We start from the raw sequence: 20,323 nt of genomic DNA, 5'->3' as shown, positions 1-20,323 counted from the left end.
CCTTGCGTTTTCTTGGCGATCTCGCGGCACCTGCGCCCGCCGGGCCTTGCCGCTCGGCAGGCCGTGTAGCCGGTCAGATGATTGCGCAAGGCCCCCAATGATGGCTTTGCAGCCGCTTTGAGAGCGCCTATACCGCACCATATACCGCTTTGCCGTCTTCGAGCCACACCCGCAAGAGAACCAAAATGTCGCGCACCGCCCCCTCCGCCATGCAACAGCTGGTCAGCAGCCTTGATCTCGAGGTCCTTGAGCAGGATCTTTTTCGCGGAACCAGTCCGCAGGTGGGGTGGCAGCGGGTGTTTGGCGGCCAGGTGATCGGTCAGGCTTTGGTGGCGGCGCAGCGCACGGTGAGCGCGGACCGGCCGGTGCATTCGCTGCACGCCTATTTCATGCGGCCGGGCGATCCCGCCGCACCGATCATCTACACGGTTGACCGGATACGCGATGGTCTGAGTTTTGCCACACGGCGCGTTGTGGCGATCCAGCACGGCAAGGCGATCTTCTCCCTCTCGGCATCGTTTCAGAAGGAAGAAGAGGGTCTTGAGTATCAGGCATCGATGCCCGAGGTCACGCCGCCGGAGAAATTGCCCGGCAAGGAGGAAATGCGCGCCGCGTTCCTGACTGGCGCTCCCGATCACATCCGCAGCTATTGGGAGCGTGAACGGCCGATTGAGGTGAGACCTTTGGCGCTCGACCATTATGTCTCCGACCGCAAGCTTGATGCGGAACAGAAGGTCTGGGTGCGGACCACCGGCCCGGTGCCGGATGACCGGATCATTCAGGCGGCGATACTGGCCTATCTGTCTGATATGACGCTGCTGGATACGGCCCTTTTCGCCCATGGCCGTTCGGTCTTTGACCGGGATCTTCAGGTGGCGAGCCTCGATCACGCGATGTGGTTCCATCGGCCTTCCAGGCTCGATGACTGGCTGCTCTACAGCATGGATTCGCCCAACACCAACGGCGCCCGCGGGTTCACCCGCGGCAGTCTTTATCAACGCGACGGACGGCTTATTGCCTCGGTCGCGCAGGAAGGATTGATTCGAGATCGGGCAAATGCCTAAATAATGTGCAAATCTTTACAATTGGCTAATTTCTAGACCTCAGCGCTGCTGCAATTCTGCGCAATTTTTCAGCGCAATCTATTTTTCCTTTTAAATACAATACTTTGTGCGGTTTTTTCGAATCTGGCACGACATTTGATTGCATTGGTTCGAGCGGGGTGGACTGGCTTTGCCTTCTGCTCGTTCCTCTCAGGCGGTTTTTCCGCAGACAAAAAGGATGGGAAACCAGATGAAAATTGTGATGGCCATCATCAAGCCGTTCAAGCTCGACGAGGTGCGCGAAGCGCTCACGGGGATCGGCATTCAGGGCCTGACCGTCAGCGAAGTCAAAGGCTACGGCAGGCAAAAGGGGCATACTGAGATCTATCGCGGGACTGAATACGCGGTGAGCTTTTTGCCAAAGTTGAAGATCGAGATCGCGGTTGCGTCCGACCAGGTGGACAAGGCAATCGAGGCGATTTCGTCGGCTGCCAAGACCGGCCAGATCGGCGACGGCAAGATCTTTGTCTATTCGATTGACCAGGCCATGCGTATCCGCACCGGCGAAACCGACGCGGACGCGTTGTAAGGCTCAAGGAGTTACCCAAATGACAGTATCGATGTCACTCAAGTCCAGTTTGCTTACCGGCCTCACAGCCGCGGGCGCACTGGCCGCATTCGCAGTTCCTGCCTTTGCGCAGGATGCTGCAGTTGAATATGCGACCGCTGCGGAAACCGCTTTCATCTTCAACACGCTGCTGTTCCTTATCGGCGGCTTCCTTGTCATGTTCATGGCTGCCGGCTTTGCCATGCTGGAAGTCGGCATGGTACGTTCCAAGAACGTGTCTATGCAGTGCCTGAAAAACGTCGCGCTTTACTCGATCGCAGGCATCATGTTCTGGGTTATCGGCTATTCGCTGATGTACACAGACGTGAACGGCTATTTCGGCACACCCGTGCCTTACAGCTGGCCTGAAGCCGGTGCCGCCAACGAAGGCGACTACTCGGTTGCTTCCGACTGGTTCTTCCAGATGGTGTTCTGTGCCGCAACTGCCTCGATCGTTTCGGGCACGCTGGCAGAGCGCATCAAGCTGTGGCCATTCCTCATCTTCACCGCCATCCTGACCGGTATTCTTTATCCGATCTCGGGTTCCTGGCAGTGGGGCGGCGGCTGGCTCAGCGAAGCAGGCTTCTCCGACTTTGCCGGTTCGACCATCGTTCACTCGGTCGGCGGTTGGGCTGCTCTCGCTGGTGCGATCATTCTGGGCGCTCGCAAGGGCAAGTATGGTCCGGACGGCAAGGTCAACCCGATCCCGGGTTCATCGATGGCTCTTGCCACGCTCGGCACGTTCATCCTGTGGCTCGGTTGGTTCGGCTTTAACGGCGCATCGCAGCTCGCCATGGGCAGCAACGCCGATGTGTCCGACATCAGCCGTATCTTCGCCAACACCAACCTGGCAGCGACCGGTGGTGTGGTTGCAGCGATCATCCTGACCCAGGTCATGTACAAGAAGGTTGATGTCACCATGGCACTCAACGGTGCCCTGGCCGGTCTGGTCTCGATCACTGCTGAGCCGCTGATGCCTTCTCCGCTCTCGGCCATCCTGATCGGTGCCGTCGGTGGCGTGATCGTGGTCTTTGCCGTGCCGATGCTCGACAAGTTCAAGATCGACGATGTCGTTGGCGCCATCCCGGTTCACCTTCTGGCCGGTATCTGGGGCACAATGGCTGTTCCGCTTACCAATGATGGTGCGTCCTTTGGCACACAGCTCCTCGGTGTTGTTGCTTACGGTGTCTTCACCTTCGTGCTGGCCGGTATCGTCTGGTACATCCTCAAGGTGACCGTCGGCATCCGTCCGACCGAAGAAGAAGAAATGGTGGGTCTCGACATGACCGAAGTCGGTGTCGAAGCCTATCCGGAATTCACCAAGGCGTAATTCGCGCCCTGGACAACAATCCCGTCGGGATGATTTTCATCCCTGCCTTCGGGGCCCGGTTTTCCGGGCCCCCTTTTTTATTGCCTGCAGGCCTTTCTGCCGGCATGTCATTTTTGCCGCGGCGGCCCACTTTTTGCAAACCGCCGCGGGCGCAGGTCAGCTCATGATGTGGCTGGAGTAGGGCCTGAAGCCTTCGAGAGTTGAGGCGAATGGCGGCCTGTGCCCCGATCCACCCAGAGCATTCCGGTAAAAATCGAAAATTCCATGGTTAATGCGGTATTAACCTCGCGCCGGTTAGGGTCGCGTCTCGATAGGCCTGCAAGGGCCGGAACCCGATTCGGACATGTTGTGACCATGCAGACAGGCTCATCCACCCTTTCGTCAGGCACTTCCGCCCGCAGCTCATCAATGCTTGCGGGCCTGTTTCAACGGCAGCTCCGTTTTGCCATGGGGATGGCAATCATCGCAAGCCTTGCGCTTGCGGTGGCGGCTCTTGCGACCTGGAATGTGTCCGACCCGAGCTTTTCCAATGCCAATGGCGCGACACCGGTCAATGCGCTTGGTTTCAGCGGTGCGGCATTTGCCGATCTGGTGATGCAGTTTTTTGGTCTGGCCGGGGTGATCGGTTTGCTGCCGGCGCTGGCCTGGGCCCTGCAGCTGATGCGCAACCGTCCGATTGACCGGCTCTCAAAGCGGGCACCGGCCTGGTTTGCCGGCGCCTGGCTGACGGCTGCCTTTTTCGGCCTGATGCCGCATTCGCAGGGCTGGCCGCTGCCCAATGGCCTGGGCGGGGTGCTTGGCGATATGGCGCTGAAAATCCCGGCGACCTTCATTGGTGGCTTTCCCAGCGGCATTATTGCGGTCATTCTTGGACTTCTGCTGGTCCCGCCTGCCCTGTGGCTGCTCGGATTTGGCGCCGCCCTGATCGGCCGTTCCCCAGACGTTGAGACCGGTGCGGGCGAATTGCCCGATGATTGCGATCACGACGAGGAGCCCATGTCGCGGGGTGAACTCCTTGTCGGCGCGCTTGCCCACGGCTGGTATACGCTGCGTGGCCGCATGCGCCGCCTTGTGGGTTTTGCTGGGTTGCGAAACCGCCGGGCAATGCCTGATCAACCGTTTGACCTCAATGATGATTATGACGCGCCGGACCTCTATTCAGATCCGCGCATGGCCGGCGGGCGCGTTGAACCCGGATTTTCGGATAATTCCCGTGCTGTGCGTTCGCGCATGCTTGATGATGCTCCACCTTTTGACGTTGATGATGGTCCCTTGCCGGAGGGTTTGCTCTCGGGCGATCTGGATGATGATCCGGCGGCGGACTGGCGCGAGCATGCGGCTCCGGCCCAGCCCGCCCGTCCGCAACAGTCCTCGCCGCGCGTGTCCGCGCCTGCAGCGCGCCCGAAGCCGGGCGAGCGGGTGCATCGCGATGCCCAGACTTCGATGCTCGAAGATCATGGCTTCAGCCTGCCCTCGGTGCATCTGCTCAACGAAGCTAAGAATGTGGTCAAGGATGCGACGCTGTCACCGGAGGCGCTCGAGCAGAATGCCCGGATGCTCGAAGGCGTGCTTGAGGATTTCGGGGTCAAGGGTGAGATCATTCATGTCCGTCCGGGACCGGTGGTAACCCTTTATGAGCTGGAACCTGCACCTGGGATCAAATCTTCACGCGTGATCGGCCTTGCCGACGACATTGCGCGTTCGATGAGCGCGATTGCCGCGCGTGTCGCCGTGGTGCCCGGCCGCAACGCCATCGGCATCGAACTGCCCAATGAAAAGCGCGAGACGGTGTATTTGCGCGAGTTGATCGGCAGCCGCGACTTCGACAATTCCAAGGCCAAGCTCGGGCTGGCGCTCGGAAAGACCATTGGTGGTGAACCGGTGATCGCCGATCTGGCCAAGATGCCGCATGTGCTTGTGGCTGGTACCACCGGATCGGGTAAATCGGTGGCGATCAACACGATGATCCTGTCGATTCTCTACCGGATGGATCCGTCCAAGTGCCGCTTGATCATGATCGACCCGAAAATGCTTGAACTGTCGGTCTATGATGGGATTCCGCATCTGCTGACCCCGGTGGTGACAGATCCGAAAAAGGCGGTTGTGGCGCTCAAGTGGACTGTCCGCGAGATGGAAGAGCGCTACAAGAAGATGTCGAAGATCGGTGTGCGCAACATCGACGGTTTCAATGCTCGGGTGGAACAGGCTGCGAAATCAGGCGAACCGATCACCCGCACCGTGCAGACCGGTTTTGACCGCGAAACCGGCGAAGCCGTTTACGAGACCGAGGAATTCGATCTTACCCCGCTGCCTTACATCATCGTGCTGATCGACGAGATGGCCGACCTGATGATGGTCGCGGGCAAGGACATCGAGGGCGCGGTACAGCGGCTGGCGCAGATGGCGCGTGCTGCAGGCATCCACGTGATCATGGCGACCCAGCGCCCATCGGTCGATGTCATCACCGGTACGATCAAGGCAAACTTCCCGACCCGCATCTCCTTCCAGGTCACCTCCAAGATCGACAGCCGCACGATCCTGGGTGAGCAGGGCGCCGAACAGCTTCTGGGCATGGGTGACATGCTTTACATGGCCGGTGGCGGCCGGATTCAGCGCGTGCACGGACCATTCGTGTCCGACAAGGAGGTGGAAGACATTGTCTCCTATCTCAAGACACAGGGCGTGCCGGAATATCTCGATGCCATCACCGAGGATGATGATGAGGACGATGGCGGCGGCGGAGGCCCGGCCGGGACATCCAATCTGGCGGAGTCCGATGATCCCTATGATCAGGCGGTTGCGGTGGTGCTGCGCGACGGCAAGGCCTCGACCTCCTATATCCAGCGGCGTCTGGGAATTGGCTACAATCGCGCGGCCTCGCTGATCGAGCGAATGGAAAATGAAGGCGTGATCAGTGCGGCGAATCACGCGGGCAAACGTGAGATCCTTGTGCCCACCGAGGATGATATCGAGCCGCGATGATACGCTCAGATTTACACGCGTCACACTGGCGCCGCAGTCTTGGGCGAAGCCGAGCCTCGGCAGATTAAGACGCCAGGGCGAGAATGGAAAAGGTTGATGGAGATCGATATGGCAAAACAGATCCGCGCCGACGTTGACCGGCTTTCGGCCACCCCGGAGATGTCCCGGCGCAAGGCACTTGGAGCAGGTCTTGGTCTTGGTCTGTCGCTGATGGCGGGCGCTGCCGGACTCCTGGCCTTCCCCGGCGGAGCCCGCGGGGCTGACGCTGCACAGCGCGTCGCCGACCACTTCGCGTCGGTCAAGACCATGACAGGCGAGTTCATCCAGTTCGGCCCCAATGGCGAACAGACCGGTGGCAAGTTCTTCATCGACCGGCCCGGCAAGCTGCGCTTCAACTATGAAGCGCCGTCCTCGGTTCGGGTGATCGCCGACGGCAAGGCCGTGGTGATCGGCAACAGGAAGCTGAGAACCTGGGATCTCTACCCGCTCAACAAGACTCCGCTCAAGCTGCTTCTGGCCGACCGGATCGATCTGTCGGCCGATATGGTGCGCTCGGTTACGGAAGATCCGGATCTGATCACCATCGTGCTGGGCAACAAGACCATCTTCGGGGATTCGACCATCAGCCTGATGTTCGATCCGAAGAGCTTCGAGTTGCGGCAGTGGACGATCCGTGACGCCCAGGGCAAGGACACCTCGGTGATGATCTTCAACGTCCGGACCGGGGTCACATTCGCCAGCAATGTCTTCAAGGTGCCCTATGATCAGGTGCACAAGCGCCAGCGCGGCGGCGGCTGAACCCCTAAGTCACTCTTGCGAAGCAAGATCATGATGCTTGTGGATGACGTCTCGGCCTGGTCGTAAGCTTCCGGCAACGGGTTGCCCCGCCAACGCATATCGGCCAGATAGAAGCAGAGCTTCCTCCAAAAAGGCGATCTGACTTGGCGTTTTCCGTTACCACCTGGAACATCAATTCCGTACGGCTGCGGTTGCCGCTGGTGCAGCACTTGCTTGAGACAGTGCAACCCGACGTGCTCTGCCTGCAGGAAACCAAGTGTCCCAATGATGCCTTTCCATCGGCTGCATTCCGCAAGATCGGCTATGAGCACATGGCGATCCACGGCCAGAAGGGCTATCACGGCGTCGCCATTCTCTCGCGGCTGCCGCTGTCGGATGATCAACGCCTTTCCTATTGCGGCATTGCCGATGCGCGGCATGTTTCGGCGGTGGTGGAAGCACCGGGCGAACGCCGGATCCGGCTGCACAATTTCTATGTGCCGGCTGGTGGTGACGAGCCGAACCGCGACATCAATCCGAAATTTGGCCACAAGCTCGATTTCATCGAGGAAATGCGCGGCCTGCATGCGGAATCCGAACTCAAGGACGGCATCTCGTCGATTCTGGTCGGCGATCTCAACATTGCGCCGCTTGAAACCGATGTCTGGTCGCACAAGCAGCTTCTCAAGGTGGTCAGCCACACGCCGGTGGAGACCGAGAATCTGACGGGCATGCAGCAGGGTGGGGCCTGGGTGGACCTGATCCGCACGCATATTCCGCCCGAAGAGAAGGTTTTCACCTGGTGGAGCTATCGGGCAAAGGATTGGGCCGCCGCAGATCGTGGCCGCCGGCTCGACCATGTCTGGTCATCGGCGGATCTGGCGGACGGGTTGTCGAAGATAGAGGTGTTGCGTGAGGCGCGCGGCTGGGAACGTCCTTCGGACCATGTCCCGGTTACAGCTCATTTCGATTTCTGATCCCGCAGTGGATCTTGGCGCCGCGGTTTCCGCATCCTGGGCCGATCACTCGCCCGCGAATCGATCCGCGACCTTGCTCAGGCCCTTGTTGAGATCCGCCAGATCGGCGGATATGCGCTGACGCACAACATCGGCGATTTCGGGATATTCCTCCAGCATGCGTCGGAACAGCGGCCGGTTGATCCGAATCACTTCGGCAGCATCAACCGCGATCGCCGTCATGGACCGGTCGACAGCGGTGACCATGGCCAATTCGCCCAGCAGCGTCCCGCGCCCGACGGTACCGCTCGTTTCGCTCTGTCCATTGTGGGCGGTGCGGCTGAGTTCGATACGGCCATCAGCCACCACGAAAGCGCAGTCGGCTGCGGTGTTTTCGCGAAACAGCATCTGGCCCGCCTGAAGCTTGCGCCGTTCTGCGCCAAAAGCGATCAGCCGAAGCTTGTCCTCGCCGATGTCGGAAAACAGCGAAACAGTCGACAGCAGGTCAATGTCGTCATTCAGCGCCACGAACAGGCTCCTTGTCTGTATCTCGACATTTCTGTTCCGGTCTTATGGAATGATCTTGTAGCCACCGCTTTCGGTGACGAGTATCTCGGCATTGGACGGATCGGCTTCGATCTTCTGCCGCAGGCGGTAGACATGGGTTTCCAGCGTGTGCGTGGTGACACCTGAATTGTAGCCCCAGACCTCTTCGAGAAGCACATCTCGGGTCACTACCTTCTGGTCCGCGCGATAGAGATAGCGGATGATCGCGGCCTCTTTCTCGGTCAGCCGGATCTTGCCGCCCTTGTCGTCAAGCAGCAGCTTCTGGCTCGGCTTGAAGGTGTAGGGGCCGACGGTAAAGGTGGCATCTTCGCTCTGCTCATGCTGGCGAAGCTGGGCACGGATCCGGGCCAGCAGAACCGCAAAGCGGAACGGCTTGGTGACATAGTCATTGGCGCCGGCTTCGAGGCCCAGGATGGTGTCGGAATCGGTGTCATGACCCGTCAGCATGATGATCGGGGACTTGAAGCCGCCCTTGCGCAGCAGTTTCACCGCCTCGCGCCCATCCATGTCTGGCAAGCCGACATCCATGATCAGCAGATCTATGTGATTGTTGCGGGCGGTCTGGACGCCTTTCGTGGCCGAGGCTTCCTGAAGAATCGCGAATTCCTCATAGAGTGAAAGCTGCTCGACAAGGGTCTCCCTGAGATCCTCGTCGTCGTCCACAAGCAGAATCGAGCGGGCTGTCATACGGCATTCCCTCACCAGTTTGTCGTCGTGCGTTTGCGGCCGTGCCGTCGCGCGGTTGACTGTGTCGACAGTCATTGTGTCCTTGTTTAGGCACTTTCCCTGCCCCGGCAAAGTGATAAATACCACCCGAGAGTAACAGAGGGCGCACTTGATCGTGAAATCGGCGTTACACAGACCGGCCGGAAAGGCCATTGTGCCCAACATGATTGTGGTGCGGCGCTCGCCGCTTGATCCCTTGCAGGCCATTGTCCGTTGCGGTCCCCTGCTGTTCCAGGCGGCGCTGGGGCGGGGCGGTACCGGAAGCCGCAAGCGCGAAGGCGATGGGGTGACGCCGAGGGCTCAAATGCGGGTGCTGGCCGGGTTCAGGCGCGGCGGCCTGCTGACACCGGATCATTGCGGCATTGGCCTTTTGCGCGCAGGCTCAAAGGATGGCTGGTGCGACGCGCCCGGCCATGGCGCCTACAACCGGCATGTCCGGCTGCCGTTTCGCGCCAGTCATGAGACGCTGATTCGCGACGATGTGCTTTATGATTTCGGCTTTGTGCTCGACTGGAACATTGTCTCCAGGCGGCGCGGCGCAGGCAGTGCGATCTTCCTGCATGTGGCCAAGCCCGGGTTTCCGCCGACGCAGGGCTGCGTTGCCCTCAAGCGCCGCGATCTGCTGACCTTGATGCCGCATATCCGGCGCGGAACCAGCGTGCGCGTGCTATAGGCCGGTTTCGGTCCGGCGGGATCAAGCCGTGCAGCCCCCATCCAGGGCTTGCTTAGGGGTGCCGCAATGGATCGCACCGATGACAAAAGCGACGATGGCAGCCACCAGGATCGCCAGACAGTTCATCCCGTGAAGCGGAACACCGACGTGCGCTTGATTTCATTGTCTTCAAGCGCCCGTGTCACCGGCACCATGTAGGTTGCGAGCAGTTCAAGCCGGTCCTTCGGGCAATAGGCCCGTCCCGGATCGCCGACCAGCACCAGCGCGCCGCGTTTGGCCAGGTCGGAAAACCAGGGTTGGATCAAAGCGCTCATGGCCTGGTCGTAAAACACGTCGCCTGCAAGAACCACATCCCAGCCTGCGTCGGTTCCTACAAGGTTGGATTGGGTGATTTTAAACCCGACCTTGTTGGCCTCGGCGTTAAGCCGCGTCGCGGTCGCAGACCAGGGGTCGATGTCGACAGCATTTACCGGGGTGGCGCCGCCAAGACAGGCCGCGATGGCCACCAGTCCCGATCCCGTGGCGAAATCGAGCACCGATTTGCCGGCAACAAGATCCGGATTGTCGAGAATATGGCGCGCCAACCCCTGGCCGCCTGCCCAGGCAAAGGCCCAGAACGGCGGCGGCAGGCCGATCTCCTCGAGCTCGTCTTCGGTCTTGAGCCAGAGATCATGGGCTTCATCGGCAAGATGGAGCCGGATTTCGGGGACATGCGGCGGCGTGCCAAGCGCGGTGTTGGCAAGGATGAAGTGCTCCGGGTCGGTCTTCATCCGGCTGCCTGCGGGATTTGTATCACGCGGCTCAGCGGGGTGGATTGTCGAGACCGCCCATGCGGCAGACCTCGAGATACTCCGCTTCGGTCACCGGTTGCACCGAAAGCCGCATCGAGGTGACGAGACTCATTTCCGCAAGCTTCGGGTTCGCCTTGACGTCCTTGAGCGTCACAGGTTTGGGCATGTCGCAGACCGCGCGAATGTCGACACACTCCCAACGGGGATCGTCGGTCGTGGTGTCGGGATGGATCAATGCGGAGACCTCGACAATGCCGACAACCTCAAGCCCCTCATTGGAGTGGTAGAAGAAACCCTTTTCGCCCAGTTTCATCGCCCGCATGTTGTTGCGGGCCTGGTAATTGCGGATCCCATCCCATTGCTCGCCTTCCGAGCCCTTGGCCTTCTGCATGTCCCAGGACCATTTGAAGGGTTCGGATTTGAACAGCCAATATGCCATGTCAGGCCTCCGGATTCTTGAACACCCAGTTGAATGCGCGAATTTCGACCGTGTCGAAAAGGCCTGCAATGGCATAGGGATCGCGTGCGGCCAGCGCCTCGGCTGCAGCCATGTCGTCAGCGGCGATCACCACCAGGCTGCCGATCGGCTTTTCGTCTTCGCCAAGCAGCGGCCCTGCCATCTTCAGGATTCCCTGCGCTTCCAGATCCTTGAGGAATTCGACATGGGCAGGGCGCTCGGCCATGCGCTTGTCGAGAGAAGCGGGCTTGTCCTTGCACATCAGCGCGTAAAGCATGAGATCTCCATCCTGTGCGTTGCGGTCCCGGTGCGGGAACGCCGATGCCGCCTTCTATGCCCCGGCAAGGCGCGGGTTTCAATGCCCGTTGCGTGCGGCCTGCTGCTGCTTGGGGATGTGGACCCGGATCAGGCCTTTGCGCCGCGCTTGCCGTGGCCGATGGCTGCAATTGCTTCAGCATCAAGCGGCCAGCGCGACCGGGGCGCCAGATCAAGCGGGCTGGGGGGCAGGCCTTGAGCCATGCGTTCGGCTCCGGCCCAGGCGATCATCGCAGCGTTGTCGGTGCACAGATTGAGTGGCGGGGCGATGAAGTGGAACCCGGCTGACTGCGTGCGGGCCAGAAGGCTGCTGCGGATTGCCTTGTTGGCGGCCACACCGCCTGCGACCACCAGTGCCGGGTCCTGACACTCCGGGAAGCGGGCCTTGAAGCGTTCAAGCGCCATGGAGATGCGGTCGTCGAGGCTGGCGGTCACAGCGGTCTGAAATGCCAGACAGAGATCGGCGATGGTCTGCTTTGACAGCGGCGTCTCATGTTCGGCCATCTGCCGCACGGCAGTTTTCAGGCCTGAGAAGGAAAACACCAGCCGTGGATCGCGCCGCATCGGCACTGGCAGCTTGAAACGGCCCGGTTCGCCGCTCTGTGCCGCCTGTTCGACGGCCGGGCCACCGGGATAGGGCAGACCAAGCAGTTTTGCCGTCTTGTCGAAGGCTTCGCCGAGCGCATCATCGATGGTGGTGCCCCAGCGCTCATAGTGGTCGACGCCTTCCACCAACACAATCTGGGTATGGCCGCCCGAAACCAGCAGCAGCAGATAGGGAAAGGCGATCTTGTCCGTCAGCCGCGCCGTCAGCGCGTGGCCTTCCAGATGGTTGATGCCGTAAAACGGTTTTCCCGCGGCCATGGCGATGGCCTTGCCTGTCATCAGCCCGACCATCAGCCCACCGATCAGCCCGGGGCCGGCGGTCACTGCGACGGCATCGATGTCGTCAAGTGTCATTTTGGACTGTTCGAGCGCCTGCTTGATCAACCGGTCGAGCGTCGAGACATGGGAGCGGGCGGCGAGTTCTGGCACCACGCCGCCAAAGGCGGCATGGACATCAAGCTGGCTGAGCACCACGTCGGAAAGAATCTCGCCCGATCCGTCAGGGGCACGACAGACAATTGAGGCCGCGGTTTCATCGCAGCTTGTCTCGATTCCCAGAATGTTCAGGCTGCGGTTCATCCGTGCAGGGTCCCTGGATCTGTCGGTGGGATGCGTCCTTGGCCTTCGCGGCCTGCATCCATTGTGGCGCAATAGCCTGTCAGACGCGGCTTGCCAACACTGCCATATCGAAGGCGGGTCGGGTGATGTTGCGCTGGCGGTGTGATCCCGGTACCTGTTTGTCGGTAACAATTGAATGGATGTCTCGCAAATGAAACCTTACCGCATCGGCACTCGCGGCAGCCCGCTCGCGCTGGCACAGGCTCATGAAACCCGCGAACGGCTGATGGCGGCGCATGATCTGCCCGAATCCGCATTCGAGATCGTGGTGCTGTCGACCAAGGGCGACCGCATCACCGACCGGCCTCTGGCCGAGATCGGCGGCAAGGGGCTGTTCACCGAGGAGCTGGAAGAGCAGCTCAGCGACGGCCGGCTCGATCTCGCGGTGCATTCCTCCAAGGACATGCCAACAGCCTTGCCTGAGGGGCTTGGCATCGTCACCTATCTTGAGCGCGAGGATCCCCGTGACGCCTATATCAGCAGTGCCGCACCACGGCTTGAGGACCTGCCGCAAAAAGCTGTTGTCGGCTCGTCGTCGCTGCGGCGTCAGGCGCTGATCCGCCGGCTTCGACCAGATATTTCTGTCATCACCTTTCGCGGTCTTGTCGACACCCGCCTGCGCAAGCTTGCAGATGGCGAGGTCCACGCCACGATGCTCGCTTTTGCCGGGCTGAAACGGCTGGGCAAATCGGAGGTGGTGACCAATCTGATGGATCCGGAAAGCTTTCCTCCGGCGCCGGGCCAGGGCGCGATCTGCATCGAGGCGCGGCTTGACGATGAGCGGATTGCCGAATTGCTGGCACCGATCGACCATGCAGACACGCATGCTGCCCTCAACTGCGAGCGTGGATTTCTCGGTGCGCTTGACGGTTCCTGCCGGACGCCGATCGCCGGCCATGCCACGCTGGAGAATGGCCAGGTGTCATTTTACGGGATGATTCTGACGCCGGACGGCACCACGTTTCATGACATCCGGGTTCAGGGCCCAGCGGCCGACGCGGCTCAGCTCGGTGCGGATGCGGGGGCAGAGGTGCGGGCGCGCGCCGGATCGAAATTCTTCGAAAGCTGGAGCTGAGCGCCGGGCGATGCGGGTGCTGGTGACACGGCCGGAACCGGGAGCAAGCCGCACCGCATCCCGGCTTCGCACACTTGGCCATGAGCCGGTCATCCTGCCGCTGTTTGAGGCACAAATCACTGCCCGTCCTGATGACTTGCCACCGGTTCAGCAGGTTGGCGGTCTAATCGCCACCAGCGCGCGCGCCTTCTCGATATTTGGCAGCAACACCGCACCGGCTGAGTATCTTCATTTTCCAGTTTACACGGTGGGACCGGCTACGGCGCAGGCTGCGCGTGATGCCGGGTTTCATGATGTTCACGAAGGGGCCGGATCAGCCCGAGATCTCGCCGGAGCATTGACGGCGCAATCCGGCACCGCGGTTGATGGGCCTGGCCTGCTCTATCTTGCAGGTTCGCCCCGAAAACCGTTTCTCGAAGAGGCATTGACCGCGGAAGGGCTGCCACTGAAGGTTCTTGAAACCTATAGAATGGACCAATTAAGTTATCCAACTGACTCGCAAATACTGGACCTTTTGTCGCCTGCCCCGGACGCTGCTCTGTTCTATTCGAGCAATGCGGCATTGGGCTTTTGTTCGCTTGTCAGCACCAAAAATCTCGACAAATCCCTGCAATCAACGTTCTTTATGTGCCTGTCGCCGGAAATCTCCAGTGCATTCCCCGAGACCTGGATGGCCCGTGTGATCTCGGCCGGGCACCCTGATGAGGACAGCCTGCTTGCATCCTTGGCCGGGTTGGGCTGATTTGGTGGAACCAAGGCGGCATCTTGCGACTTGACCATGCGCAACACCTGGCCGCCCCCACCAGATCCCTCAGGAGACGCCATGAGCAAGGGCCCCACCCCGCGACATTCCAAATCGCCCAAGCCGCTCACCATCGATCTTGATGCCAAGGATGTGACGCCGCAAAGCGCATCTAGCGCCGAGACCAAACCGGCCACGGATAAGGCAAAGCCAGCGGGAAAGCCTGCCGAGGCAGCACTGTCCACATCTTCCGGCAGCACCCCCAAGGTTTCCGCTGCGGGAGCCACGAAACCGGCCACAAAAACCGAAACTGCGACGGACAAGAAGCCCGCCGGACCTGGCGCCAAGCCGGCATCTGCCGATGTGGGCACCAGCTCCACTGCCAAATCAGGGCCTTCCGCTTCGGTTGCGCAAGGGAACGCATCCAAATCAACGCCGGACCAAGCCCAGACACAGGGGGAGCCTCAAGCAAAGGCCCAAGCACAGGCTGAGACAAAGCGATCCGAGCCAAAACCTGCACAGACTGCGCCTGCCAACCGGGGTGGCGGGCTGGGCCTTGTGGCGTCCGGTTTGATCGGAGCCATCATCGCATTGGGCGGTGGATATGGTCTGCAAACATCCGGTTTGCTGCCGGTGCCGGTCGTGTCCTCCGATTCTGCAGATCAGGTCCAGTCGCTGGCGTCGCGCGTGGATGGTCTTGCAGGCACGGTCGATCAGCTTTCGGCTGACCTGTCCGCGCTTCCTTCAGATGACGGTAGCAGTTTGACCACCGAGTTGCAGGCACGTCTGGCAAGCCTTGAAGCGGCCATTGCCGGAGGGGCTGCTGCACCGGGAGATGGCGCGACTGTGGATCTGGGTCTGCTCACTGCCCGGCTCGACGCGCTTGAAGCCAGCATTGCGGCCCTGGCCGAAAGTGCCGGTGATGCTTCGGCAGATCCCGAGCTTGCCGCAGCGGTCACGGAGTTGAAGGCAGGACAGTCTGGCGTCAATGCCGCTGTCAGTGAACTGCAGTCGCAATCTGCTGCACTGAGGGAGTCTGTTGCCGGGCTTGAACAGCGGCAGGCCACGCTGGAGGGGCAGCTTGATGAGCCGTCCCGGCAGATCGATCTTGCCCGCGCCATCGCTGCCTCGGGGTTGAAGACCGCGATTGACCGTGGCGGTCCGTTCATGTCCGAGCTCGAGGCCTTTGCCTCGGTGGCGCCCGATGATCCTGCGGTTTCTGAGTTCAGGGATCTGGCAGCGCGCGGTGTGCCCAGCCGTTCTGATTTGATGGAGGCCTTCCCGGATGCCGCCAACCGGGCAATTGCCGCGGCGAACCCGATTGATCCCGATGCGGGTTTGGTGGACCGGCTGATGTCGAGTGCGCTGTCGGTGGTCAAGGTGCGGCCGGTCGGTGAAGTTGAGGGTGACACCGCGGATGCCATTGTCGCGCGGACCGAGGCGCGGCTGCTTGACGGCAATCTCGATGCGGCACTGAGCGAATGGAACACCCTGCCCCAAGCCGCGCTGGCGGCAACGTCGGACTTCGGCGATTCGCTTGCAGCACGGGCGCGTGCCGAAAAGCTTATCGCGTCGTCGCTGACCGGCGGGGCACTGCCTGCCGCGCCTGCTTCTTCCCAAGCACCGGCCAACTAGGAGATCGATGATGATCCGTCTGTTATTCTTCGTCGCGCTGGTGTTGGTGCTGGGTTTCGGCTTTGCCTGGCTGGCCGACCGTCCCGGTGATCTTTCCATCGTCTGGCAGGACCGCCGTATCGAGATGTCGCTGATGACCGCCGTCACCGTGATGGTGTCGCTGGTTGCAGCCGTCATGATCACCTGGTGGCTGATCCGCACGATCTGGCTGTCTCCACGTTTGGTCAGCCGCTATTTCCGCGCCAACAAGCGCGACCGCGGCTATCAGGCGCTGTCGACCGGGCTTCTGGCCGCCGGTGCCGGTGATGCCATGACGGCGCGCAAGATGAACAAGCGCTCGAGAGGTCTGCTCAGCGCCGACCAGGAGCCTCTGATTCATCTGCTTGATGTGCAGACGGCCCTGATCGAGGGCCGCAACGATGATGCCCGCAAGCAGTTCGAGGCCTTGGCCGAGGATCCCGAGACACGTCTTCTGGGTCTGCGCGGGCTTTACCTCGAAGCCCAACGGCAAGGGGCTACCGAGGCAGCGCATCACTATGCTGAGAAGGCAGCCGAACTGGCGCCGCATTTGCCATGGGCCGGTGCTGCCGCCTTGTCCTTCCGGACCCAGGAGGGCAAGTGGGACGAAGCACTCAGGCTGCTCGACACTCAACGGCAGGCGGGAACCCTTGAAGCTTTGGAAGCAGACCGCAAAAAAGCTGTGCTTCTGACTGCAAGGGCGCGTGACCGCCTCGATGCCGATCCCTTGCGCTCGCGCGACGATGCCCTGGCCGCACTCAAGGTTGCGCCGGGCTTCGCGCCAGCGGCGGTGATTGCCACAAAGGCGCTGCTGCGCAATGACAATCTGCGCAAGGCCGCGCGGATTCTGGAAAGCGCATGGAAGGTCAATCCGCATCCGGAGATCGCGGACGCCTATGTGCGCGCGCGCATTGGCGACACCGCGGCGGACCGTCTGAAGCGGGCCGAGCGGCTTGAGAAGCTCAAACCGCTCAATGCCCAGGCCTATGACACCGTTGCCAGAGCGGCGCTCGAAGCCAGGCGCTTTGATCTTGCACGCCAGAAAGCCGAAGCCTCTGCACGGCTTTTGCCCTGCGAGGGCATCTATCTGCTGCTGGCCGATATCGAGGAAGCTGAAACCGGTGATGAGGGCCGCGTGCGGCATTGGCTGAGCCAGGCTGTGCGCGCGCCGCGTGATCCGGCCTGGACCGCGGACGGTTACGTGTCTGAAACCTGGGAGCCGGTGTCTCCGGTCACCGGCAAGCTCGACGCCTTCGAATGGAAGGTCCCGGTGGAGCAACTCTCCGGCCCGCGTTATGATGCGGATATGCCGGAAAAGTCCTTCGACCGGGCCATGGCCAGTCTGCCTCCGGTGCGTGAAGTGGCCGAACCTGCGGCGCCTTCAGGCCCTGTTGTGAATCCCGAACCGGAAGCGCTTGTGGAGGTTGCCGCTGCGGAGGCTGTCACGGTCGTGGCACCTGAGGCACCGGCCGGAGCTCTGGCTGACCCTGTGGCCGGGGCCTTGGCGCCGGTGGCCAAGATCGATGATATTCCGCATCCCATGCCAACCCCGATTGCCGATGCGGATCCCTTGCTTGAGAATGAGGCGCTTAAGAATGCAGCCAAGGCTGATGACCAGCCGGGTGGCCGCGTTGATGCGGCAGCGGACGACAAAGCAGGATCCACCAAATCGCAAGACCCGGCGGGGGAGTCCGGGAATGGCGGCGGAAACGGAAAGGCTGCGGCTGCAACCAAACCGGAACCTCAATCCGAACCGGAAACCAAGCTCGATCCGGAAGAGGAAGCACGGGCCAGGGAAGCGGCGTTTCTGACCCACCGCCCCGATGATCCGGGCGTTGACGAAAACGCGGAGCCTGAAAAACCAGGCCGTTTCCGGCTGTTTTGAGACTATTGAGAAGGACGAGGCATGCTTGAGCAGATACGGGCTTTCCTGAGCAACTTGCAAGGTGACAACCAGCGCTCGGGGCCTGACGCCAGTGATCCCGACGTGGCCGCGGTCGCACTGTTTTATCACGTGATTGGCGCTGATGGCGTCGTTGATGAGGCTGAGGCAGAAGCCCTAAAGACCATGATCGCCGAAGAATATGCCGACAGCGGCAACTCAGCCAAGGTTTTGCTCGAGGCCGGTGAAGCGGCGGATCGGGAATCGGTGGACCTCTATTCCTTCACCAGCGTGCTCAACCGCAGCCTCGATCCTGAGGCCAAGGTGCATTTCATCGAATTGTTGTGGCGGCTCGCCTATGCCGACGGCCATCGCCATGAACTGGAAGACCATGTGGTCTGGCGGATTTCAGATCTGATGGGCGTATCGAGCCGCGACCGCGTGCTTGCCCGGCAACGGGCGCTCAAGGATGCGGGTATCCATGGCGGGGAGCATGAGAGTGACGGGGTTTGAGCTCAGGGCTGGCTCACGCAGTGGCCGCATTCTCATCATTCTGCATCAGGAAACCTCGAGTTCGGGACGGGTCGGCCAGATCCTCGATCGGATGGGCTATGAGGCCGATGTAAGGCGTCCGGTTCTGGGTGATCCGTTGCCGGATCATCTTGATGATCACGCCGGCGTTGTCGTGTTTGGTGGGCCGATGAGCGCCAATGATGATGACGAAGGCGTTCGCCGCGAAACCCGGTTCATGGATGTGATCCTGAAGTCAGACAAGCCCTATCTCGGGATCTGTCTGGGCGCGCAGATCCTGGTCAACCACCTTGGTGGGCGGGTCGCCACCCGCGACGACGGCCAGGTGGAAATCGGCTGGTACGGGCTTGAGGCCACGCCTGCCGGGCAGACGATGATGGATTGGCCGCCCATGGTCTATCAGTTTCACCGCGAAGGCTTTGACTTGCCCCGGGGTGCAGCACTTCTGGCCACGGCCGAAACCTATCCGAACCAGGCGTTCCGCTATGGTGACAACGCCTGGGGCATCCAGTTTCATGCCGAATTGACGCTGGCAATGATGCATCGTTGGGCCGTGCGCGGCGCGCACAGGTTCGATCTGCCCGGGGCGCAGCAGGGACGGCAGCATCTTGATGGCCGCCTGGTTCATGATGCGGCTTTGCTTGACTGGCTCAAGCGGTTCCTGGACCGGATTTTTCCTGCCGTTCCAACTCTGCCCTGAGGGTGGCCCGGCTTTCCTCGGCATCCTTGTCGAGTGACTGGATCTGCCTGAGGGCGGGAAATCCGAAACTCCAGGCCAGTGCCACGGCGAGTGTTCCGGCGCCGCCGATCACCACCGCGGCCACAGGTCCGATCAGTGCTGCCATGGTGCCAGCGCGGAACTCGCCCAGCTCGTTGGACGCGCCGATGAACACCATGTTGACGGCGCTGACCCGGCCGCGCAGCTCGTCGGGCGTCCACAATTGCACCAGGCTCTGGCGGACATAGACCGAGATCATGTCGGAGGCGCCCATGACGATAAGGGCTGCAATGGACAACAATGGCGATGTCGACAGGCCGAAGATCATGGTGGCTGCGCCAAACACGCCAACCGCGATGAACATGGCTCTGCCGGCGTGGCGCTTGACCGGGCGCGAGGCGAGATAGATCGCCATGCCGATGGCGCCGATCCCCGGCGCTGCACGCAGCCAGCCGAGCCCGGTGGGGCCGAGTTCCAGCACGTCGCGGGCGAAAACAGGCATCAGCGCGATCGCGCCGCCCAGCAGGACTGCGAACATGTCGAGAGAGATGGCGCCCAGCACGATCTTCTGGTTGCGCACATAGCTGAAACCGGCCATCAGCGTGTCCCAGCTCTGGGCCTGGCCGCGTGAGCGCTGCGACGGCGGCGGCACCAGTGTGATGAACACCGTGGCGAGCGCGAAAAAGCCCACAGCGGTGAGATAGGGTGTCATCGGGCCCAGACCGTAAAGCAGGCCGCCCGCCACCGGGCCGACGATGGTTGCCGTCTGCCAGGAGGTCGAATTCCAGGCGATTGCATTGGGAAGATCACGGGCCGGCACCAGATTGGGCGCCAGCGACTGCGAGGCGGGTGCAAAGAACGCGCGCGAGATACCGATGACCAGCAGCACGGCGAAAATCGGCAGGGGCGAGACCAGGCCCTTCCAGGCGAAATAGACCAATGCCAGCGCGCACAGGCCGATGATGACCTCACAGATCATCATGATGGTGCGGCGGCCGTAGCGGTCGGCGGCGGAGCCGGTGAACAGGATCAGGACCAGTGCCGGCATGAACTGGATCAGCCCGACAAGTCCCAGGTCGAACGGGTCGCGGGTGAGATCATAGATCTGCCAGCCCACCGAGACACTGATGATCTGCAGACCGAAGGTCGAGAGAAACCGGGCAATGAAATAGAAAGCGAAAGCGCGATGGCGAAAGGCGGCAAAGCGGTCTTCCGCGTGCAAAGGGATCTGCATTGTATGTGTCCGGCTGCGCGCTCATGCCAGGATCAGCCCG

General features: G+C 61.3%; 20 protein-coding genes. 13 read left to right on the top strand and 7 right to left on the bottom strand.

The genetic code is table 11. The features are described from left to right. Positions 1-185 precede the first annotated feature (185 nt). The 6 genes from tesB to HPDFL43_RS20895 all read left to right on the top strand — a co-directional run bounded on the left by tesB (position 186) and on the right by HPDFL43_RS20895 (position 7,716). Complete coding sequence (tesB, locus tag HPDFL43_RS20920; protein ID WP_007199429.1) at positions 186-1,064, top strand: acyl-CoA thioesterase II; 879 nt, start codon at positions 186-188, stop codon at positions 1,062-1,064. Between the two features lie 217 nt (positions 1,065-1,281). Beyond that, positions 1,282-1,632 carry a P-II family nitrogen regulator gene (locus HPDFL43_RS20915; RefSeq protein ID WP_040449418.1) on the top strand — a complete coding sequence of 117 codons (351 nt, stop codon included), beginning with the start codon at positions 1,282-1,284 and terminating at the stop codon, positions 1,630-1,632. A 19-nt stretch (positions 1,633-1,651) separates the two neighbouring features. Continuing rightward, entirely contained in the window at positions 1,652-2,980 is a 1,329-nt protein-coding gene (locus HPDFL43_RS20910; protein WP_245271083.1) for an ammonium transporter, read from the top strand. A gap of 354 nt (positions 2,981-3,334) precedes the next feature. Then, positions 3,335-5,962, top strand: coding sequence for an FtsK/SpoIIIE family DNA translocase (locus HPDFL43_RS20905; protein ID WP_040449417.1), 2,628 nt, complete (start codon positions 3,335-3,337; stop codon positions 5,960-5,962). Positions 5,963-6,070: 108 nt separating this feature from the next. After that, positions 6,071-6,760: an outer membrane lipoprotein carrier protein LolA gene (locus tag HPDFL43_RS20900; protein WP_425348810.1), complete on the top strand. Its 690-nt coding sequence runs from the start codon at positions 6,071-6,073 to the stop codon at positions 6,758-6,760. 143 nt (positions 6,761-6,903) lie between these two features. Further along, the gene (locus HPDFL43_RS20895) at positions 6,904-7,716 is read left to right on the top strand and encodes an exodeoxyribonuclease III (RefSeq protein ID WP_007199424.1); all 813 of its coding nucleotides are present in this window, start codon (positions 6,904-6,906) and stop codon (positions 7,714-7,716) included. 45 nt (positions 7,717-7,761) lie between these two features. Here HPDFL43_RS20895 and HPDFL43_RS20890 read toward each other — a convergent pair whose 3' ends face one another. Together HPDFL43_RS20890 and HPDFL43_RS20885 are read right to left on the bottom strand one after the other, a co-directional pair. Beyond that, entirely contained in the window at positions 7,762-8,223 is a 462-nt protein-coding gene (locus HPDFL43_RS20890; RefSeq protein WP_007199423.1) for a cyclic nucleotide-binding domain-containing protein, read from the bottom strand. Positions 8,224-8,265: 42 nt separating this feature from the next. Further along, a complete protein-coding gene (locus HPDFL43_RS20885) occupies positions 8,266-8,949 on the bottom strand; it encodes a response regulator transcription factor (RefSeq protein ID WP_007199422.1) in 684 nt (227 codons plus the stop codon). A gap of 202 nt (positions 8,950-9,151) precedes the next feature. Here HPDFL43_RS20885 and HPDFL43_RS20880 point away from each other — a divergent pair, with 202 nt between their 5' ends. Further along, positions 9,152-9,661 (top strand): L,D-transpeptidase family protein, encoded by a 510-nt coding sequence (locus tag HPDFL43_RS20880; RefSeq protein WP_007199421.1) that lies wholly within the window; start codon positions 9,152-9,154, stop codon positions 9,659-9,661. Positions 9,662-9,783: 122 nt separating this feature from the next. Here the strand turns inward: HPDFL43_RS20880 and HPDFL43_RS20875 are convergent, their stop codons facing one another. The 4 genes from HPDFL43_RS20875 to tsaD form a co-directional block, all read right to left on the bottom strand. After that, on the bottom strand, positions 9,784-10,431 hold the full coding sequence (locus tag HPDFL43_RS20875; protein WP_007199420.1) for a class I SAM-dependent methyltransferase: 648 nt from the start codon (positions 10,429-10,431) through the stop codon (positions 9,784-9,786). 31 nt (positions 10,432-10,462) lie between these two features. Further along, positions 10,463-10,891 carry an EVE domain-containing protein gene (locus tag HPDFL43_RS20870; protein WP_007199419.1) on the bottom strand — a complete coding sequence of 143 codons (429 nt, stop codon included), beginning with the start codon at positions 10,889-10,891 and terminating at the stop codon, positions 10,463-10,465. 1 nt (position 10,892) lies between these two features. Then, positions 10,893-11,186, bottom strand: a complete 294-nt coding sequence (locus HPDFL43_RS20865) for a YciI family protein (protein ID WP_007199418.1) — start codon at positions 11,184-11,186, stop codon at positions 10,893-10,895. Between the two features lie 128 nt (positions 11,187-11,314). Then, the gene (gene tsaD, locus HPDFL43_RS20860) at positions 11,315-12,409 is read right to left on the bottom strand and encodes a tRNA (adenosine(37)-N6)-threonylcarbamoyltransferase complex transferase subunit TsaD (RefSeq protein ID WP_007199417.1); all 1,095 of its coding nucleotides are present in this window, start codon (positions 12,407-12,409) and stop codon (positions 11,315-11,317) included. A 175-nt stretch (positions 12,410-12,584) separates the two neighbouring features. Between tsaD and hemC the strand changes: the two genes are divergently transcribed. The 6 genes from hemC (at position 12,585) to HPDFL43_RS20830 (ending at position 19,031) form a co-directional block, all read left to right on the top strand. Next, entirely contained in the window at positions 12,585-13,523 is a 939-nt protein-coding gene (gene hemC, locus HPDFL43_RS20855; RefSeq protein ID WP_007199416.1) for a hydroxymethylbilane synthase, read from the top strand. A 22-nt stretch (positions 13,524-13,545) separates the two neighbouring features. Then, complete coding sequence (locus tag HPDFL43_RS20850; RefSeq protein WP_169743273.1) at positions 13,546-14,265, top strand: uroporphyrinogen-III synthase; 720 nt, start codon at positions 13,546-13,548, stop codon at positions 14,263-14,265. Positions 14,266-14,346: 81 nt separating this feature from the next. Further along, complete coding sequence (locus HPDFL43_RS21530; protein WP_169743272.1) at positions 14,347-15,900, top strand: mitofilin family membrane protein; 1,554 nt, start codon at positions 14,347-14,349, stop codon at positions 15,898-15,900. 10 nt (positions 15,901-15,910) lie between these two features. Further along, positions 15,911-17,803 (top strand): heme biosynthesis protein HemY, encoded by a 1,893-nt coding sequence (locus tag HPDFL43_RS20840; RefSeq protein WP_084594809.1) that lies wholly within the window; start codon positions 15,911-15,913, stop codon positions 17,801-17,803. 21 nt (positions 17,804-17,824) lie between these two features. Further along, positions 17,825-18,313: a tellurite resistance TerB family protein gene (locus tag HPDFL43_RS20835; protein WP_007199412.1), complete on the top strand. Its 489-nt coding sequence runs from the start codon at positions 17,825-17,827 to the stop codon at positions 18,311-18,313. Continuing rightward, positions 18,294-19,031: a glutamine amidotransferase gene (locus HPDFL43_RS20830; protein ID WP_007199411.1), complete on the top strand. Its 738-nt coding sequence runs from the start codon at positions 18,294-18,296 to the stop codon at positions 19,029-19,031. Before HPDFL43_RS20835 ends, HPDFL43_RS20830 begins: the two co-directional genes overlap by 20 nt. Here HPDFL43_RS20830 and HPDFL43_RS20825 read toward each other — a convergent pair. Next, positions 18,982-20,283, bottom strand: a complete 1,302-nt coding sequence (locus tag HPDFL43_RS20825) for an MFS transporter (protein WP_007199410.1) — start codon at positions 20,281-20,283, stop codon at positions 18,982-18,984. The genes HPDFL43_RS20830 and HPDFL43_RS20825 overlap by 50 nt on opposite strands. Positions 20,284-20,323 lie beyond the last annotated feature (40 nt).

The organism is Hoeflea phototrophica DFL-43 (genome assembly GCF_000154705.2).
Classification (GTDB): domain Bacteria; phylum Pseudomonadota; class Alphaproteobacteria; order Rhizobiales; family Rhizobiaceae; genus Hoeflea; species Hoeflea phototrophica.
Note: the sequence above shows the minus strand (reverse complement) of the source record. Positions and strands in the feature narration are given on the sequence as shown.

Excerpts from the sequence above, each read along its gene's own strand:
- tesB (WP_007199429.1), top strand. The coding sequence starts at position 186 with ATGTCGCGCACCGCCCCCTCCGCCATGCAACAGCTGGTCAGCAGCCTT.
- HPDFL43_RS20915 (WP_040449418.1), top strand. The coding sequence starts at position 1,282 with ATGGGAAACCAGATGAAAATTGTGATGGCCATCATCAAGCCGTTCAAG.
- HPDFL43_RS20910 (WP_245271083.1), top strand. The coding sequence starts at position 1,652 with ATGACAGTATCGATGTCACTCAAGTCCAGTTTGCTTACCGGCCTCACA.
- HPDFL43_RS20905 (WP_040449417.1), top strand. The coding sequence starts at position 3,335 with ATGCAGACAGGCTCATCCACCCTTTCGTCAGGCACTTCCGCCCGCAGC.
- HPDFL43_RS20900 (WP_425348810.1), top strand. The coding sequence starts at position 6,071 with ATGGCAAAACAGATCCGCGCCGACGTTGACCGGCTTTCGGCCACCCCG.
- HPDFL43_RS20885 (WP_007199422.1), bottom strand. The coding sequence starts at position 8,949 with ATGACAGCCCGCTCGATTCTGCTTGTGGACGACGACGAGGATCTCAGG.
- HPDFL43_RS20880 (WP_007199421.1), top strand. The coding sequence starts at position 9,152 with ATGATTGTGGTGCGGCGCTCGCCGCTTGATCCCTTGCAGGCCATTGTC.
- HPDFL43_RS20875 (WP_007199420.1), bottom strand. The coding sequence starts at position 10,431 with ATGAAGACCGACCCGGAGCACTTCATCCTTGCCAACACCGCGCTTGGC.
- HPDFL43_RS20870 (WP_007199419.1), bottom strand. The coding sequence starts at position 10,891 with ATGGCATATTGGCTGTTCAAATCCGAACCCTTCAAATGGTCCTGGGAC.
- HPDFL43_RS20865 (WP_007199418.1), bottom strand. The coding sequence starts at position 11,186 with ATGCTTTACGCGCTGATGTGCAAGGACAAGCCCGCTTCTCTCGACAAG.
- tsaD (WP_007199417.1), bottom strand. The coding sequence starts at position 12,409 with ATGAACCGCAGCCTGAACATTCTGGGAATCGAGACAAGCTGCGATGAA.
- hemC (WP_007199416.1), top strand. The coding sequence starts at position 12,585 with ATGGATGTCTCGCAAATGAAACCTTACCGCATCGGCACTCGCGGCAGC.
- HPDFL43_RS21530 (WP_169743272.1), top strand. The coding sequence starts at position 14,347 with ATGAGCAAGGGCCCCACCCCGCGACATTCCAAATCGCCCAAGCCGCTC.
- HPDFL43_RS20840 (WP_084594809.1), top strand. The coding sequence starts at position 15,911 with ATGATCCGTCTGTTATTCTTCGTCGCGCTGGTGTTGGTGCTGGGTTTC.
- HPDFL43_RS20835 (WP_007199412.1), top strand. The coding sequence starts at position 17,825 with ATGCTTGAGCAGATACGGGCTTTCCTGAGCAACTTGCAAGGTGACAAC.
- HPDFL43_RS20830 (WP_007199411.1), top strand. The coding sequence starts at position 18,294 with ATGAGAGTGACGGGGTTTGAGCTCAGGGCTGGCTCACGCAGTGGCCGC.
- HPDFL43_RS20825 (WP_007199410.1), bottom strand. The coding sequence starts at position 20,283 with ATGCAGATCCCTTTGCACGCGGAAGACCGCTTTGCCGCCTTTCGCCAT.